This is a genomic window from Comamonas nitrativorans, assembly GCF_042654765.1.
GTDB classification, from domain to species: Bacteria; Pseudomonadota; Gammaproteobacteria; order Burkholderiales; family Burkholderiaceae_C; genus Comamonas; species Comamonas nitrativorans.
The window spans coordinates 37,294-52,328 of the sequence record NZ_JBHSEW010000002.1; the positions used below are offsets into that span (position 1 = coordinate 37,294).

Annotated in this window: 11 protein-coding genes; 7 read left to right on the forward strand and 4 right to left on the reverse strand. The window is 67.8% G+C overall.

Going from position 1 to position 15,035, the window contains the following annotated elements:
* Positions 1-5 precede the first annotated feature (5 nt).
* A complete protein-coding gene (locus ACFO3A_RS02730; RefSeq protein WP_377723782.1) occupies positions 6-1,364 on the reverse strand; it encodes an MFS transporter in 1,359 nt (452 codons plus the stop codon).
* A 65-nt stretch (positions 1,365-1,429) separates the two neighbouring features.
* Positions 1,430-2,119, reverse strand: coding sequence for a substrate-binding domain-containing protein (locus ACFO3A_RS02735; protein WP_377723783.1), 690 nt, complete (start codon positions 2,117-2,119; stop codon positions 1,430-1,432).
* 323 nt (positions 2,120-2,442) lie between these two features.
* On the opposite strand from ACFO3A_RS02735, the gene ACFO3A_RS02740 reads away from it, so the two are divergent.
* The 7 genes from ACFO3A_RS02740 to ACFO3A_RS02770 all read left to right on the forward strand — a co-directional run bounded on the left by ACFO3A_RS02740 (position 2,443) and on the right by ACFO3A_RS02770 (position 12,257).
* Positions 2,443-3,288 carry a p-hydroxycinnamoyl CoA hydratase/lyase gene (locus ACFO3A_RS02740; RefSeq protein WP_377723785.1) on the forward strand — a complete coding sequence of 282 codons (846 nt, stop codon included), beginning with the start codon at positions 2,443-2,445 and terminating at the stop codon, positions 3,286-3,288.
* A gap of 64 nt (positions 3,289-3,352) precedes the next feature.
* Positions 3,353-5,497, forward strand: a complete 2,145-nt coding sequence (locus ACFO3A_RS02745) for an acetate--CoA ligase family protein (RefSeq protein ID WP_377723787.1) — start codon at positions 3,353-3,355, stop codon at positions 5,495-5,497.
* 139 nt (positions 5,498-5,636) lie between these two features.
* The gene (locus ACFO3A_RS02750; RefSeq protein WP_377723790.1) at positions 5,637-7,376 is read left to right on the forward strand and encodes an acyl-CoA dehydrogenase family protein; all 1,740 of its coding nucleotides are present in this window, start codon (positions 5,637-5,639) and stop codon (positions 7,374-7,376) included.
* A 40-nt stretch (positions 7,377-7,416) separates the two neighbouring features.
* Positions 7,417-8,526 (forward strand): porin, encoded by a 1,110-nt coding sequence (locus ACFO3A_RS02755; protein WP_377723791.1) that lies wholly within the window; start codon positions 7,417-7,419, stop codon positions 8,524-8,526.
* A 68-nt stretch (positions 8,527-8,594) separates the two neighbouring features.
* On the forward strand, positions 8,595-10,217 hold the full coding sequence (locus tag ACFO3A_RS02760) for a methyl-accepting chemotaxis protein (protein ID WP_377723793.1): 1,623 nt from the start codon (positions 8,595-8,597) through the stop codon (positions 10,215-10,217).
* Between the two features lie 75 nt (positions 10,218-10,292).
* Positions 10,293-11,312: an aldo/keto reductase gene (locus ACFO3A_RS02765; RefSeq protein ID WP_377723795.1), complete on the forward strand. Its 1,020-nt coding sequence runs from the start codon at positions 10,293-10,295 to the stop codon at positions 11,310-11,312.
* Positions 11,313-11,333: 21 nt separating this feature from the next.
* On the forward strand, positions 11,334-12,257 hold the full coding sequence (locus ACFO3A_RS02770) for a LysR family transcriptional regulator (protein WP_377723797.1): 924 nt from the start codon (positions 11,334-11,336) through the stop codon (positions 12,255-12,257).
* 97 nt (positions 12,258-12,354) lie between these two features.
* Here ACFO3A_RS02770 and ACFO3A_RS02775 read toward each other — a convergent pair whose 3' ends face one another.
* Positions 12,355-13,095 (reverse strand): ABC transporter ATP-binding protein, encoded by a 741-nt coding sequence (locus tag ACFO3A_RS02775; RefSeq protein WP_377723799.1) that lies wholly within the window; start codon positions 13,093-13,095, stop codon positions 12,355-12,357.
* A gap of 114 nt (positions 13,096-13,209) precedes the next feature.
* Positions 13,210-15,033 carry a branched-chain amino acid ABC transporter ATP-binding protein/permease gene (locus ACFO3A_RS02780; protein ID WP_377723800.1) on the reverse strand — a complete coding sequence of 608 codons (1,824 nt, stop codon included), beginning with the start codon at positions 15,031-15,033 and terminating at the stop codon, positions 13,210-13,212.
* Positions 15,034-15,035: the final 2 nt, after the last annotated feature.

A 15,035-nucleotide genomic window follows, 5' to 3' on the forward strand; every position in this document is an offset into this window, starting at 1 on the left:
TCGGGTCAAACGGGTGCGGCAGCAGCCTGCGGGGCGGCCTTGGGGCTGGCGATCTGCTTGACGATCAGCGCCGCCATGGCGATCAGGCCGGGGACGGCCAGCACCGTGAAAATCTGGCTGAAGCCCAGTTCCCGCGCCGCCAGCTCGGCCACCAGGAACGAGCCGGCAATGCCGCCGAAACGGCCAATGCCCAGCATCCAGGCCACGCCGGTGGCCCGTCCCTCGGTCGGGTAGAAAGCAGCGGCCAGCGCCGGCAGCGACGATTGCGCGGTATTCATGATGGTGCCCGCCACAAACACCGCCACCACCAGCCAGCCCAGGTTGCCGACGGCCTGGCCGATCCACCAGATGGCGGCTGCCGTCAGCGCGTAGCCGATGGCGATGATGCGGTTGGCCTCGAACCGGTCCATCAGCCAGCCGAAAGCGATGGCACCGACGCCGCCCAGCGGGAACAGTGCCGCCACCAGGGTGGCCGTCTTGGGGTTCAGGCCGCCGTCCTTGAACAGCACCGGCATCCAGTTCATCAGCGCATAGAAAATCACCAGCCCCATGAAGTAGGCCACCCACAGCATCACCGAGCCGACCCAGTACGGACGCGACAGCACCACGCCGATGCCGCTCTTGCCCTGGACTGCGGGCTTGTTCTCGGTCAGCACGAACTGCCGGACACCGGCCACGGCAGAACCGGCAATGCGCGTGAGCACGCGGCGGATGCGCTCCGGCGCCTGGCCGCGGGCCACCATGTAGCGCACCGATTCCGGCAGCAGCAGCACCAGCAACACCACCAGCAGCAGCGGCACGATGCCGCCCAGGTGCAGCACGCTGCGCCAGCCCCAGAGCGGAATCATCCACGCCGCCAGAAAGCCGCCGAAGGCCGCGCCCAGCGGAAAGCCGCAGAACATGGCGTTGGTGATCATGGCGCGGCGCTTGTCCGGGCAGTATTCGCTCATCAGCGTGACGGCATTGGGCATGGCGGCGCCCAGGCCCAGGCCGGTGACGAAGCGCCACACCGTCAGCTGATCGAGGTTGTGGCTGTAGCCCGATGCCAGGCAGGCCAGCGCAAACACCAGCACCGAGGCGACCAGCACTGCCTTGCGGCCAAAGCGGTCGGCCAGCGGCCCGGCGCACAGGGCGCCCCCGGCCAGGCCGAACAGCGCGGCGCTGAGTACCGGGGCCAGCGCGGGCTTGGCGATGCCCCATTCGGCCATCAGCGAAGGGGCGATGTAGCCGATGGCCGCCGTATCGAAGCCGTCCAGCAGCACGATGCAGAAGCACAGGGCAAAAATGATCCACTGAAAGCGGGAGAAGGGGTGTTCGTTGAGTACGGCCTGCACGTTGGCGGTGGCCGATGGGGTGTCGTTCATTGCAATGTCTCCGAATATTGTTGTCAAAACCAGCCAGAAAAGTGGCTTAGAACGTGAACACGTTCTTACACCGGCTGCATTCCCTGGCGCTGTTTGGCCGGTGCCGCCTGGGCGCTGGCTAGAAAGGCCAGGAAATCCCGCACCGCACCCGGCGCCGGGGAGCCCGTGACCACCGCGCCCGAGAACACGGTGTCGATCGCCACGGCCGGCGGCAGCGTGCCCAGCACCGTGATGCCGGGCACGTGCAGCAATTCGCTCAGCTGCTGAAAGCCCAGGGCCGCTTCGCCCTGCGCCACCAGTTGCCCCACCGGCACGCCCGGACGGGCCTGCACCAGCCGGGGCTGCAACTGCGCAGTCATGCCCCACTGCTCGAACAGGCGCAGCAAGGCCGTGCCGCTGGGGCCGGTGGAGTAGCCGATGCGGGGCGCGGCCAGCACGGCAGCCTGCAGGGCGGCCTCACTGCCGATGTTCGGCAGCGCAGCACCCTCGGGCACGGCCACGGCGGTGCTGGAGCGCACCCAGTCGACCTTGCTGCCTGCCACGGCATGGCCGTCGGCCAGCAGCTTGTCGATGGCATCGCTGGCCAGCAGCACCATGTCCAGCGCCTCGCCGGCCTGCACGCGCCGGGCCGCATCCACCCCGCCGACCGATTCGATGGCGACCGGCTGGCCGCCTGCGGCCTGCCAGGCCGTCGCCAGATCGGCCAGTACCTGGCGCGTGGCCATGGAGGAAATACCGCGAAGGGGAGGGGGCATAGCGTGGCCTCGGGCTGGGTTGGGATGTCTGCATTGTTGTGACTTCACCGCGCTTGCGCCAACCCGCAGCGGGCACTAGCAGCTATGCCGAAGCAGCATAGCTTGGCGGGCCAATCATTCATTCAATGGAGTCCTTTGTTTTTCAGGGGCGAGGAGGGCATGGCGTGCGGTTTTTCCGGCTGGCAGGGCTTCACCTAGGGTAAGCACCATATTGCGACGGTGCAAAATAGTTATTTATCATAACTAAATCGCAATCCGTCAGGCCCAGGGATTTCACTCAGCAAACCTTGTCCTGGCATTTTTCAACCCAAGGAAAATCTCTTATGACAACCTCTCCCCGTACCGAAGAGCAAACCGTTGCCTGCACCGTGGAAAACCGCATCGCCTGGGTGCGCTTCAACCGCCCCGAAAAGCGCAACGCCATGAGCCCCGCGCTGAATCGCCAGATGATGCGCGTGCTGGACGAGCTGGAGTTCCGCGACGACGTGGGCGTGCTGGTGCTGACCGGCGAAGGCACGTCCTGGACGGCCGGCATGGACTTGCAGGAATACTTCCGCGAAACCGAAGTCCACGGCCTGGGCGGCACGCGCAAGGCCCAGCGCGAGAGCTATGGCTGGTGGCGCCGCCTGCGCTGGTACCAGAAGCCCACCATCGCCATGATCAACGGCTGGTGCTTTGGCGGCGGCTACGGCCCGCTGTTTGCCTGCGACCTGGCCTTTGCTGCGGACGAGGCCAAGTTCGGCCTGTCCGAAATCAACTGGGGCATCCTGCCCGGCGGCGGCGCCTCGAAGGTGGCGGCCGAGCTGCTCAACTTCCGCCGCGCCATGTACCACGCCATGCTGGGCGAGAACATCGACGGCAAGACCGCTGCCGAATGGGGCCTGGTCAATGAATCGCTGCCGCTGGCCGACTTGAAGACCCGCGTCACCGCCGTGGCCGAGGCGCTGCTCAAGAAGAACCCCGTGGCGCTCAAGGCCACCAAGGATGCCGTGCGCCGCGTACGCGAAATGACCTACGACAACGCCGAGGACTTCCTGGTGCGGGCGCAGGAAGCGGCCAACAGCTACGACGACGAGGGACGCAAGGAAGGCCTGCGCCAGTTCCTGGACGAAAAAACCTACAAGCCCGGCCTGGGCGCTTACGACCTGAGCAAACAAAAAAGCGTGTAACCCACCGACGACCGGGCGCGGGGCACGCCATGCCCCGCGCCCATCTGCCCTGCAGGAGACATCCGTGACCCATTCCCCCCAGGCCGCGCAGAGCGCAGCGGCTTCCCCCATCGGGCGCATGTTGCGCCCGCGCTCCATCGCCATCGTGGGTGCATCGCCCACGCCCGGTGCCCTGGGCGCCAAGCTGCTGGCCAATCTGGAGCGCAACGGCTTCGGTGGCGCCATCCACCTCATCAACCCCAAGCGGGCCGAGATCAACGGCCGCCCCTGCCTGGCCTCGGTCGATGACCTGCCCGAAGGCGTGGACGTGGCCGTGCTGGCCATTCCGCAGCCAGCCGTGCTGGACGCCGTGCGTGCCCTGGCCCGGCGCAAGACCGGTGCGGTGGTGATTTTTTCCGCCGGTTTTGCCGAAGGCGGGGCCGAAGGCCTGGCCCAGCAGCAGGAGATGGCCCGCATCGCCCAGGAGGCGGGCATGGTCATCGAAGGCCCGAACTGCCTGGGCAGCATCAACTACCTGGATCGCGTGCCGCTGACCTTCATCGACACCGACATCAGCGCCGCGCAGGCCGCCTTCAACCGCGCCCAGCCCAGCATCGCCTTCCTCTCGCAAAGCGGCGCGATGATGGCCGTGGTGGCCCGCACCCTGGCCGACCGCGCCCTGCCGATGTCGTTTGCCGTCTCCACCGGCAACGAGGCCGCCAGCACCATCGAGGATTACCTGGAATACGCCCTGGAAGAACCCGGCACCCGCGTGCTGGCGCTGTTTGCCGAGTCGTTCCGCCATCCGCAGCGCCTGCTGGCCGCGGCCCGGCAGGCGCAGGCGCTGGGCAAGCTGGTGGTGCTGCTGCACCCCGGCAAGAGCAGCGCCGCCCGCGAATCCGCCGCCACCCACACCGGCGCACTGGCGGGCGACTACGCCGTGATGCGGGCCAAGGTGGAGCGTGCCGGTGTGGTGTTTGCCGAAACGCTGGAGGAGCTGGGCGACATCGCCGAAATCGCGCTGCGCTGCCAAAACCTGCCCCGGCAAGGGCTGGCCGTGGTGGGCGAATCGGGCGCGTTCAAGGCGCTGTGCCTGGACTGGTGCGAGGAACTGGGGCTGGAACTGCCGGTCGTGCAGGACGCCGATTCGCCCGCGCTGCGCGAGGCCATTCCGCCCTTTGTGGCCTTGAGCAATCCGCTGGATTTGACGGCCCAGGGGCTGGTAGACCCCGACCTGTACCGCCGCACGCTGGCCGCGCTGCTGGGCGATGCACGTTTCAACGCCGTGGTGATCAGCGTGATTCAGCGCGACGCCATTGAAGTGAAGATGCCGCCCATCATCCAGGCACTGCGCGAATCGGGCAGCGCCGCGCACAAGCCGGTGATCGTCGTGGGGCTGGATGAAGGCGCGGATGTGCCTGCGCATTTCATTGCCGAGTTGCGCACGCTGGGCGTGCCGTACTTCCCCAGTTCGGAACGGGCGCTACGTGCCTTGCAGCGTTTGACGGCGCTGGCCGAGCGCAGCTTTGAGGGCAGCGGCAGCGCTCCGGCTGCTCTGGCTTTGCCCGCGCACCGCAAGGTGGTGCCGGAATACGAGGCCAAGGCGCTGCTGGCCCCTGCCGGCATCGCCTTCGGCGCCAGCCGGTTCGCCCGTGACGTGGAAGAAGCCGTGGCCGCTGCCGATGCGCTGGGTTGGCCCGTGGCGCTGAAGGCGCAGTCCGAGCAGCTTTCGCACAAGAGCGATGCGGGCGGCGTGGCGCTGAACATTCAGAACGCCGATGCGCTGCGTGCCGCCTGGGCGCAGATGCAGGACAGCGTGCGGGCCTACGACGCCAGCATCGTGCTGGACGGCATCCTGGTCGAGCGCATGGGCCAGCGCGGGCTGGAGCTGATCGTCGGCGCCAAGAACGATCCGCAATGGGGGCCGGTGATCCTGGTCGGCCTGGGCGGCGTGACGGCGGAAGTCATCCAGGACGTGCGCCTGCTGGATGCCGACCTGTCGCAGGCCGAGATCGTGGCCGAACTGAACCGGCTGAAGAGTGCGGCGCTGTTCCACGGCTTCCGGGGCGCTCCGGTGCTGGACGTGGCCGCCGTCGCCGCCCTCATCGAACGCCTGGGCCAGGTGCTGCGCGGCACCCCGGCCATCCGCGAGATCGACCTGAACCCGGTCATCGTCTACCCGCAAGGGCAGGGCGTGCTGGCGCTGGATGCATTGATGCTGCTGGAATAAAAAAAGGAGCTTCTACCGCATGTTTTTAAAAGGTTTCATAGGTAAAACAATATGAAATCTAATGAATACCAGCGGTAGAAGCTCCTTTTTCAGAAGTATTTCATCCCATGCCAAGGAATCAAGGAAGCAAGGAATCCGCATGAGCGACCACAGCCACTACACCCCTCCGCTGGCCGACATGGCCTTTGTCATCGACCACTGGCTCGACGCCCCGGCCGACTGGCAGCGTATTCCGGCTTTTGCTGCCGTGGATGCCGATACCGCCCGCATGGTCTGCGAAGCGGCGGGCGATTTCTGCGCCGGGCAGTTGGCGCCCCTCAACGGCAGCGGCGATCTGCAAGGCTGCACGCTGCAAGGCGGCCAGGTGCAAACCCCCGAGGGCTTTGCCGCCGCCTACCGCGCTTATGTCGAAGCAGGCTGGCCCGCGCTGGCCTGCGACCCCGAGGCAGGCGGCCAGGGCCTGCCCGGCCTGCTGGATGCGGCGCTCAATGAAATGATCGCCAGCAGCAACCACGGCTGGGCCATGTATCTGGGCATATTGCACGGCGCCTATGCCTGTCTGCACGCGCATGGCAGCGACGCACTCAAAGCCCAATATCTGCCCAAACTGGTCAGCGGCGAATGGCTGCCCACCATGTGTTTGACCGAACCGCAAGCCGGTAGCGACCTGGGCCTGCTGCGCACCCAGGCCGTCCCCGCAGAGGACGGCAGCTACCGCATCAGCGGCAACAAGATTTTTATCTCGGGCGGCGAGCAGGACTGGACGGACAACATCGTCCACCTGGTGCTGGCCCGCCTGCCCGATGCGCCGCCAGGCACCAGGGGCATCTCGCTGTTCCTGGTGCCCAAGCGCATTCCCCAGGCGGATGGCAGTTTCAGCCCCAATGCGGTGTTTTGCGACGGTATTGAAAAGAAGATGGGCATCAAGGCCAGCGCCACCTGCGCCATGCGCTTCGAGCAGGCGCAGGGCTGGCTGATCGGCCAGCCGCACCGGGGGCTGGCCGCCATGTTCGTCATGATGAACTCGGCCCGCCTGCACGTCGGCCTGCAAGGGCTGGGCCATGCCGAAACCGCCTACCAACTGGCCCTGGCCTATGCCCGCGAGCGCCAGCAGATGCGGGCCGTGGTGCGCCCCGCCGGTGCCGCAGGCGCGGCGGATGCCATTGTCCACCACGCCCCGGTGCGCCGCATTCTGTGGAATTTGCGCGTGTGGACGCAGGGCATGCGGGCGCTGGGCTACTGGTGCGGCCATGTGATCGACCTGGCCGCCCATGCCCCAGATGCCGGGGAACGCGCCCGCGCGGCGGCGCTGGCCGCGCTGCTTACGCCCGTGGTCAAGTCCTTCTTCACCGAGCGCGGCTTTCAACTGGCCAGCGATGCGCTGCAGGTGTTCGGCGGCTACGGCTACGTGCATGAATACCGCATCGAGCAGACCCTGCGTGACAGCCGCATCGCCATGATTTACGAGGGCACCAACCAGATTCAGGCGCTGGATCTGTTGCAGCGCAAGGTGCTGGCGGCCTCCGATGGACAAGGGCTGGCCCCGCTGCTGGAGGCCTTCCGGGCCGAAGCGGCCCTGCCGTCCGTCCATGCGGCGACGTTGCACAACTGGTGCGGCAAGCTGGCCCAGGCCACCGATGCGCTGGCCCGGGACGCCGCACAGGATGCCGAACTGCCCGCCCGCGCTGCCGAGGACTACCTGCGCCTGATCGGCACCGTGGCCCTGGCCTTTGCCTGGTGCCGCGCCGCCCGCGTGGCGGATGCGGCCCACGCCGACAAGCGCGAAAGCGCCCGCTACTTCTTCGACTACGTGCTGCCCGATGCCGAGCATTGGTTGCGCCTGGTGCAGGCCGCACGCCACCCCGTCGCGCCGGTGTGATGCCGGTGCGGCACTTTTATCAAAGCAAAAGGAGACAACGATGAAACCCACAATCCGCAAGCGCGGCATGGCAGTGGCCGGCATGGCGTTATTGGCCGCCGGGGCGGCCAGCGCCCAGAGCAATGTGCAGGTCTACGGCATGGTCGATGCCGGGGTGGAATACCTCAGCCGCGTCGGCGGCAGCGGCTCGCTGATGCGGATGCCGACGGTCACCTCCGGCATCATGCCTTCGCGTGTGGGCTTTCGTGGCACGGAAGACCTGGGCCGTGGCCTGAAGGCCGTGTTCGTGCTGGAAATGGGCCTGGCGCTGGACAGCGGCGAGCTGATGCAAAGCGGCCGTGGCTTTGGCCGCCAGGCCTACGTCGGCCTGTCGGGCGACTGGGGCGCGCTGACGCTGGGCCGCCAGTACGCCATGGGGTTGTACGCCATGATGGGTTCCGACCTGATGGGGCCGGCAGTGTTCGGCCTGGGCTCGCTCAATGCCTACATCCCCAACCAGCGCCTGGACAACGCCGTGGCCTACCGGGGCAAATTCGGCCACTGGGAGGTGGGTGCGCTCTACTCGGCCGGGCGCGATTCCCTGCGGCCGTCCAACTGCGCCGGGGAAAACGGCAGCAGCGACTGCGATGCCTATTCCGCCATGGTCAAGTACGCCACCCCGGCCTGGGGCGCCACCCTGGCACACGACCGGCTCAAGGGCGGGGCCGGTTCGGCCTTCTTCGGCCAGCCTGCGGGCCTGGCGATCGGCAAGGGCAGCCGGGACGACCACACCTATCTGACCGGCTACTACCTGCTGGACAAGACGCGCCTGGGCGCCGGCGTCATCCACCGCAGCCTGAAGGCCGTAGGGGAAACCTACCGTAGCAATCAGTACTACCTGGCCGCCAGCCACCCCGTGACCGACAGGGTGGTGCTGGATGCCACGTACACCTACCTGGATGCCAACCGCAAAAAGGCCAACGCCCAGCTGCTGTCCGTGCGTGGCAATTACCTGTTCAGCAAGCGCACCAAGGCCTATGCCTTGATCGGCACGGTACACAACGATGCCAACGTGGGCTACAGCGTCTCCGGGGGCACGGCAGCCCCGGCCTCGCCCGGACTGGGCAAGGGCCAGACGGGGGTGATGGTCGGGCTGTTCCACGCTTTCTAAGCCAGTCGTACGCCGCACTGTTGCCAAGGCGGCCGGTGCGGCGTGGACATTTTTGACAGAGGCAGAGGATGCAAGACATAACGGTAGATGGGGCAGCGCCGGGGGCCGCCGGGCCGGGGCGGCCTGCTTCCCGCTTCGGCATCGGCCGGCAGCTGGTGCTGGCCTTCGGATTCGTGCTGTTGGTGATGTGCGTCTTTGTCGGTGGCGCATTGCTGCAGCAGAAAGCCATCGAAGCGTCCCTGCACAAGTTCGGCGCGGTGGAAATCGACCGCATCCGCAAGGTGGACTACTGGATTCGCATTTCCGAAGATGCCGCCCTGCGTTTCATGGCGGTGAACAAGTCCAACGACCCGGGCATCCAGGAGTTTCTGGGCACGGCGCTGGACGAACACATGCAGCAGGCCGAGGCCCTGGCCGTTGAAATCACCACCGCTGCCGCCACGCCGCAGGAGCAGGCCTGGCTGGCCGATTTCACCCGGATACGCGCTGCGCTGCACACGGCGCTGCAAGCGGTCGATGGCTACAAGAAGATCGGTGACGCCGCAGGCGCCAGCGCCTTGTTCGATACCGAATTCGTCCCGGCCCAGCAGGCCTACAGCGCGGCCCTGCACCGCTATGGCGAGTTGCAGCGCCAGGGCCTGGAGGCCCGGCTGGAGGAGGTGCAGGCCTCTGGCCGCCGCAAGGCGCTGTTTGCCGCCGGCGCGGCCCTGCTGATGACCTTGCTGGGCGGCGTGCTGGCCTGGCGCATCGTGCGGCACATCCAGCGTTCGCTGGACATGGCGGTGCGTGCCGCCAAGCGCGTGGCCCGGGGGGACTTGTCGCTGGCCGTCAAGGTGTCCGGGTCGGACGAGTTCGCCGCGCTGATGCACGCCATGGCGGCCATGAATGCCGGGCTGGAGCGCATCGTCGGCGAGGTGCGGGCCGGTACCGAAGGCATTGCTGCCGCCGCGCAGGAGATTGCGCAGGGCAACGGCGAGCTGTCCGACCGGACGCAGCAGCAGTCCGCCAGCCTGGACCAAACCACCACGGCGATGGAGCAGCTCACCGGGGCCGTGCAGCGCAACACCGCCACCGCCGGCAAGGCCGATGCCCACGCCCGCGAGGCCACCGGGGTGGCCCGGCAGGGCGATGCCGTGATGGCCCGGCTGGTCGGCACCATGGCGGGCATCGACCAGGCATCGCGCCGGATCGAGGAAATCATCGGCGTCATCGACGCGATTGCCTTCCAGACGAACCTCCTGGCCCTGAACGCCGCGGTCGAAGCCGCCCGCGCCGGCGCCCAGGGGCGCGGCTTTGCCGTGGTGGCCCAGGAAGTGCGCGGCCTGGCCCAAAGCGCGGCCCAGGCCGCCCGGGAGATCAAGGCGCTGATCGCCGACTCTGCCCGCCAGGTGCGCAGCGGCAGCACCGAGGTCGAGCAGGCCCGCGACGCGATGCAGCAGACCGTGGCCACCATCCAGAACGTCAGCACGCTGATGGGCGACATGAGCATGGCCGCCGCAGAACAGGCCACGGACATCGGCCATGTGCATGCCTGCATAGGGCAACTGGAGGCGATCACGCAGCAAAACGCCGTTCAGGTCGGGCAGGCCTCGGCGGCGGCCCGGCGCCTGCACCGGCAGGCGCAGCGGTTGCAGGGGGCGGTGGCCTCTTTCCGTCTGGCATCGGCAGCCCTGCCGGAAACAGCGCAGTGAAATCACTATCATCGCCGGGCAGAAAATGCCGCGAAACGCTACCGGCGTTGATTTTTCGAATTTCTGGAGAGCCGTATGCCATCCCCCCGCCCCTTGGGGCCTTTCACCGTGCAGCACGTCGGCCTGGGCTGCATGAACCTGAGCCACGCCTACGGCCAGCCGCCCAGTGCCGAGCAGGCGCACACCCTGCTGCACGCCGCACTGGATGCGGGCGTGACCCTGTTCGACACCGCCGCGCTGTACGGCTTTGGCGCCAACGAGCGCCTGGTCGGCCCGGTGCTGGCCCCGCACCGCGATCGCATCACCCTGTGCAGCAAGGGCGGCATGGCCGGAGTGGCGGGCGAGGACGGCGTGCTGCGCCGCGTGATCGACGGCCACCCGAAAACCCTGCGCCAGAACTGCGAAGACAGCCTGCGCCGCCTGGACACCGAGGTGATCGACCTGTATTACCTGCACCGCTGGGACCCGCGCGTGCCCATCGAAGAATCGGTGGGCGAAATGGCCCGCCTGAAGGAGGAGGGCAAGATTCGCGCCCTGGGCCTGTCCGAAGTGGGGGTGGCGACTTTGCGCCGCGCCCACCGCGAGCATCCGATTGCCGCGCTGCAAAGCGAATACTCGCTGTGGTCGCGCAATGCCGAGCTGGGCACGCTGGCCGCGTGCCGGGAACTGGGCATTGCCTACGTGGCCTTCAGCCCGCTGGGCCGCGCTTTTTTGACCGGCGCCTTGCAGGACGTGACCAGTTTGGTGGCAGGCGACATCCGCGCCGCCATGCCGCGCTTTGCCCCGGCGGCCTATGCCCGCAACCTGCAACGGCTGGCGCCGATGCAGGCCATCGCGCAGGAGGCGGGTTGCACCCTGGCCGAGCTGGCCATCGCCTGGGTGCTGCACCAGGGTGAGCACATCATCGCCCTGCCGGGCACGACCAGCGTGGCGCATCTGCACGAAGACCTGCGCGGTGGCACCGTCGCCCTGAATGCGCAGACCCTGGCGGCGCTGGATGCGCTGTTTCCGCCCGAGGCCATCGTGGGCGACCGCTACGGCCCCCAGGGCCAGCGCGAGGTGGATACGGAAAAATTCCCCTTCGAGCAGCGCTGACGCGCAGGGCCGGGCGTTGCCATGAATTTGCAGCAGATCGAAACCTTTGTGCGCGTGGCCGAGGCGGGTAGCTTCAGCAAGGCCGCCGTGCTGCTGGACGTGGCCCAGCCGGCCCTGAGCCGCCAGGTGCGGGCGCTGGAGCTGGAGTTGCGCGAGACGCTGCTCATCCGCACCGGCCGGGGCGTGCAGCCCACCGATGCCGGGCGGCGGCTGCTGGAACACGGCCACGCCATCCTGCAACGCGTGGCGCTGGCCAAGGAAGATTTAGGCGCCCTGCGCGACGAGCCGGTGGGCCGCATCACCGTGGGCCTGCCGCCCAGCATGGCGCGGTGCCTGACGCTGCCGCTGGTCGAAGCCTTCGCCCAGACCATGCCCAAGGCGCGGCTGGCGCTGGTGGAGGGCTTTTCCGTGAACATCGCCGAATGGCTGGCCACCGGGCGCATCGACCTGGGGCTGGCCTACACGCCCGAGCCGCACCCGCTGATCGAAATCACTCCGGTGTTACAGGAGAACCTGTGCCTGATCGGCCCGGCGCAACGGCTGGCGGGCCGGGCCAGCGTGCCGTTTTCCCGGCTGGGGGAGTTCCCGCTCATCGTGCCGCAGCGCGGGCAGGTGTTTCGCAAGCTGATGGAGGCGCAGGCCGCGCTCTCGCAGGTCAAGCTGGACGTGGTGTGGGAAGTCTCCAGCGTGCCCGCCATTCTCGATCTGGTGCGCGGCGGCCACGGCTTTGCCGCCCTGACCAACAGCGCCGTGCGTGGCGATGCGGGCAGCGCCGCCCCGTTGCCGGGACTGGTCAGCGTGCCCATTGGCGGGCCGCGCATCGTCAGCACCTTGTGCCTGGTGCAGTCGGCCAAGAAAAAAACCACCCCGCTGGTGCGCCGCACCGCCGAGCTGCTGCGCAGCCTGAGCGTCCAGGTCTGCACGCAGGCAGGGCAGGACGATTAAAAAAGAGCTTCTTCCGCATGGTATGAAAGGATTTCAGATGGTTTTTGCATTGAAATCCATGTATCACGAGCGGAAAAAGCTCTTTTTTTGAAAGCAATCAATCCGCTGTCGCCGTGCTGGCCGCCCCCAGGTAGGTGTCGATGACGCGGGCGTCGTGCGCCAGTTCGTGGGCCGGGCCATGCAGGCTGATCTCGCCCATCTCCAGCACGTAGCCGTAGTCGGCCACTTCCAGCGCGGCGCGGGCGTTCTGCTCGACCAGCAGGATGGAGACGCCCGTCTCGCGCAGCGCCTGCACGTTGGCCAGGATTTCCTGCACCACCAGCGGGGCCAGGCCCAGGCTGGGTTCGTCCAGCATCAGCAGTTGCGGGCGCGACATCAGGGCGCGGCCCACGGCCAGCATCTGGCGCTCGCCGCCCGAGAGCGTGCCGGAGACTTGCAGCCGCCGCTCCTTCAGGCGCGGGAACAGGGCATACACCTCGTCGATCTGCGAGCGCCACTGGCGCTGGCCCAGGCGCATCTGGCGAAAGCCGCCCAGCACCAGGTTGTCTTCCACCGTCATGGTGGCGAATAGCTCGCGCTTTTCCGGCACCAGGGCGATGCCGAGCATGACGCGCTCTTCCAGCGTCATGGTCTGCACCGGCTGGCCGCCGTAGGCGATGCCGCCCTGGCCGGGCAGGATGCCCATCAGCGTGTTCAGCAGCGTGGACTTGCCCGCGCCGTTGGGGCCGATGACGGTGACGATGCGGCCTTTGTCCAGCGTCAGGTCGATGCCGTGCAGCACCTGCGCCCGACCATAGCCGGCGTGCAGGCCGGTGATTTGCAAAAGAGGAACTGGCATTTCATGCCTCCATACGGTTTTTTTATCGTTGAGCGACGGCAACACTGGCGCGGCGGGAGCGGCGGTCGGCCAGCAAGGGCCGACCCGCAGCAAAGGCCGACGACCCCCTGGGGGCTAGTGTTCCGTTCCAAGGTATGCGGCGCGAACCTTCTCGCTGCGCTGCACTTCGGCAGGCGTGCCTTCCATCAGGTGGGTGCCGAACTCCATCACCACGATGTGGTCGCAGATGTCCATCACCAGGCCCATGTCGTGTTCCACCAGCAGGATGGCCATGCCTTCGGCACGCAGGGTGCGCAGCACCCCGGCCAGTTCCTGCTTTTCCTTGTGGCGCAGGCCGGCAGCCGGTTCGTCCAGCAGCAGCAGGGCCGGGTCGGCGCACAGGGCGCGGGCAATTTCCAGCAGGCGCTGCTGGCCCATGGCCAGGTCGCCCGCCTTGTGGTGCAGCAGCTCGCCCATGCCCACGCGGCACAACTGGCGTTCGGCCTCGGCAAACAGCGTGCGCTCTTCGACGCGGTCCAGGCGCAGCATGGCGGCGGCGGCGTTGCTGCGGCTGCGCAGGTGGGCACCCAGGGCGACGTTTTCCAGCACCGTCATCTCCGGCACCATCTTGACGTGCTGGAAGGTGCGCGACACCCCGCGCTGTGCAATGGCGCGGGCACCCAGGCCGCTGATGCGTTCGTCCCGAAAGCGCACCTCCCCGCCGGAGAGGCTCAGCACGCCGGTGATCAGGTTGAAGGTGGTGGACTTGCCCGCCCCGTTGGGGCCGATCAGGCCGGTGATCTGCCCGGCGCGTACCTGAAAGCGGATGTCGTTGACCGCCAGCAGCCCGCCGAACTGCTTGCGGATGGCCCGCACGTCCAGCACCACCGCACCGGCAGCGGGCTTGGGCTGCACGGGCAGGGCCGGGGCATCGGCCCAGTCCTGGCGGCGCGGGGCGGACGGCAGGCGCCGGGCAACGGCATCCCACAGGCCATCGGGCAGGTACTTCAGCACCAGCACGATGAGGATGCCGAAGACGATCAGCTCGTAGTTGCCGCTGGTGCCGATCAGCTTGGGCAGCAGCACCTGCAACTGGTCTTCCAGCAGCTTGACGATGCCCGCGCCCGCCACCGCGCCCCAGACGTGGGCCGCGCCGCCCAGCACGGCCATGAACAGGTACTCGATGCCCATCTTCAGCCCGAAGGGCGAGGGGTTGACCGTGCGCTGGAAGTGCGCGAACAGCCAGCCCGAGATCGAGGCCAGCAGCGCCGCGAACACGAACACGCCGACCTTGTAGCGCAGGGTATCGACGCCCATGGCCTCGGCCATCTGCGTGCCCCCGGCCAGCGCCCGGATGGCGCGGCCCGTGCGCGAATCGAGCAGGCGCACCACGGCGATGCAGGCGGCCAGCGCCAGCACCCAGACCAGGGCGTAGAACAGGCGCAACTGGCCCAGGTCGGTGCCGAACAGGGTCAGCCCCGGCACGCCCAGGATGCCGTCGTACTTGCCCAGCGCATCCAGGTTGCCCATCAGGTAGAACAGCGCCAGCGCCCAGGCCAGGGTGGCCAGCGGCAGGTAGTGGCCGGACATGCGCAGCGTGATCGCGCCGATCAGCGCCGCGCTGATGGCCGTCAGCCCCAGGCCGACGAACAGCGTCAGCCACGGCGACAGGCCCAGGCTCACCGTCAGGTAGGCGCTGGTATAGGCGCCGATGCCGACGAAGGCTGCCTGCCCGAACGAGGTCAGGCCGCACACGCCGGTGAGCAGCACCAGGCCCAGCACCGGCAGCACGTAGATGCCGATGTAGTTGAGCTGGATGATCCAGAAGTCGGGCAGCGGCAGCAGCGCCAGCAGGGCCAGCAGTGCTATCGCGGCGGGCAGGCCGAGGGCACGCAGGCGGTGCGCGGCGCTGGCCGCCGGGGCCGCAGAGGAGGGGGATACGGATACAGCGGATGTCATGA

Bases quoted from the DNA above. Each gene is read 5' to 3' on its own strand.
- ACFO3A_RS02730 (WP_377723782.1), bottom strand. From the start codon at position 1,364: ATGAACGACACCCCATCGGCCACCGCCAACGTGCAGGCCGTACTCAAC.
- ACFO3A_RS02735 (WP_377723783.1), bottom strand. From the start codon at position 2,119: ATGCCCCCTCCCCTTCGCGGTATTTCCTCCATGGCCACGCGCCAGGTA.
- ACFO3A_RS02740 (WP_377723785.1), top strand. From the start codon at position 2,443: ATGACAACCTCTCCCCGTACCGAAGAGCAAACCGTTGCCTGCACCGTG.
- ACFO3A_RS02750 (WP_377723790.1), top strand. From the start codon at position 5,637: ATGAGCGACCACAGCCACTACACCCCTCCGCTGGCCGACATGGCCTTT.
- ACFO3A_RS02755 (WP_377723791.1), top strand. From the start codon at position 7,417: ATGAAACCCACAATCCGCAAGCGCGGCATGGCAGTGGCCGGCATGGCG.
- ACFO3A_RS02760 (WP_377723793.1), top strand. From the start codon at position 8,595: ATGCAAGACATAACGGTAGATGGGGCAGCGCCGGGGGCCGCCGGGCCG.
- ACFO3A_RS02765 (WP_377723795.1), top strand. From the start codon at position 10,293: ATGCCATCCCCCCGCCCCTTGGGGCCTTTCACCGTGCAGCACGTCGGC.
- ACFO3A_RS02770 (WP_377723797.1), top strand. From the start codon at position 11,334: ATGAATTTGCAGCAGATCGAAACCTTTGTGCGCGTGGCCGAGGCGGGT.
- ACFO3A_RS02775 (WP_377723799.1), bottom strand. From the start codon at position 13,095: ATGCCAGTTCCTCTTTTGCAAATCACCGGCCTGCACGCCGGCTATGGT.
- ACFO3A_RS02780 (WP_377723800.1), bottom strand. From the start codon at position 15,033: ATGACATCCGCTGTATCCGTATCCCCCTCCTCTGCGGCCCCGGCGGCC.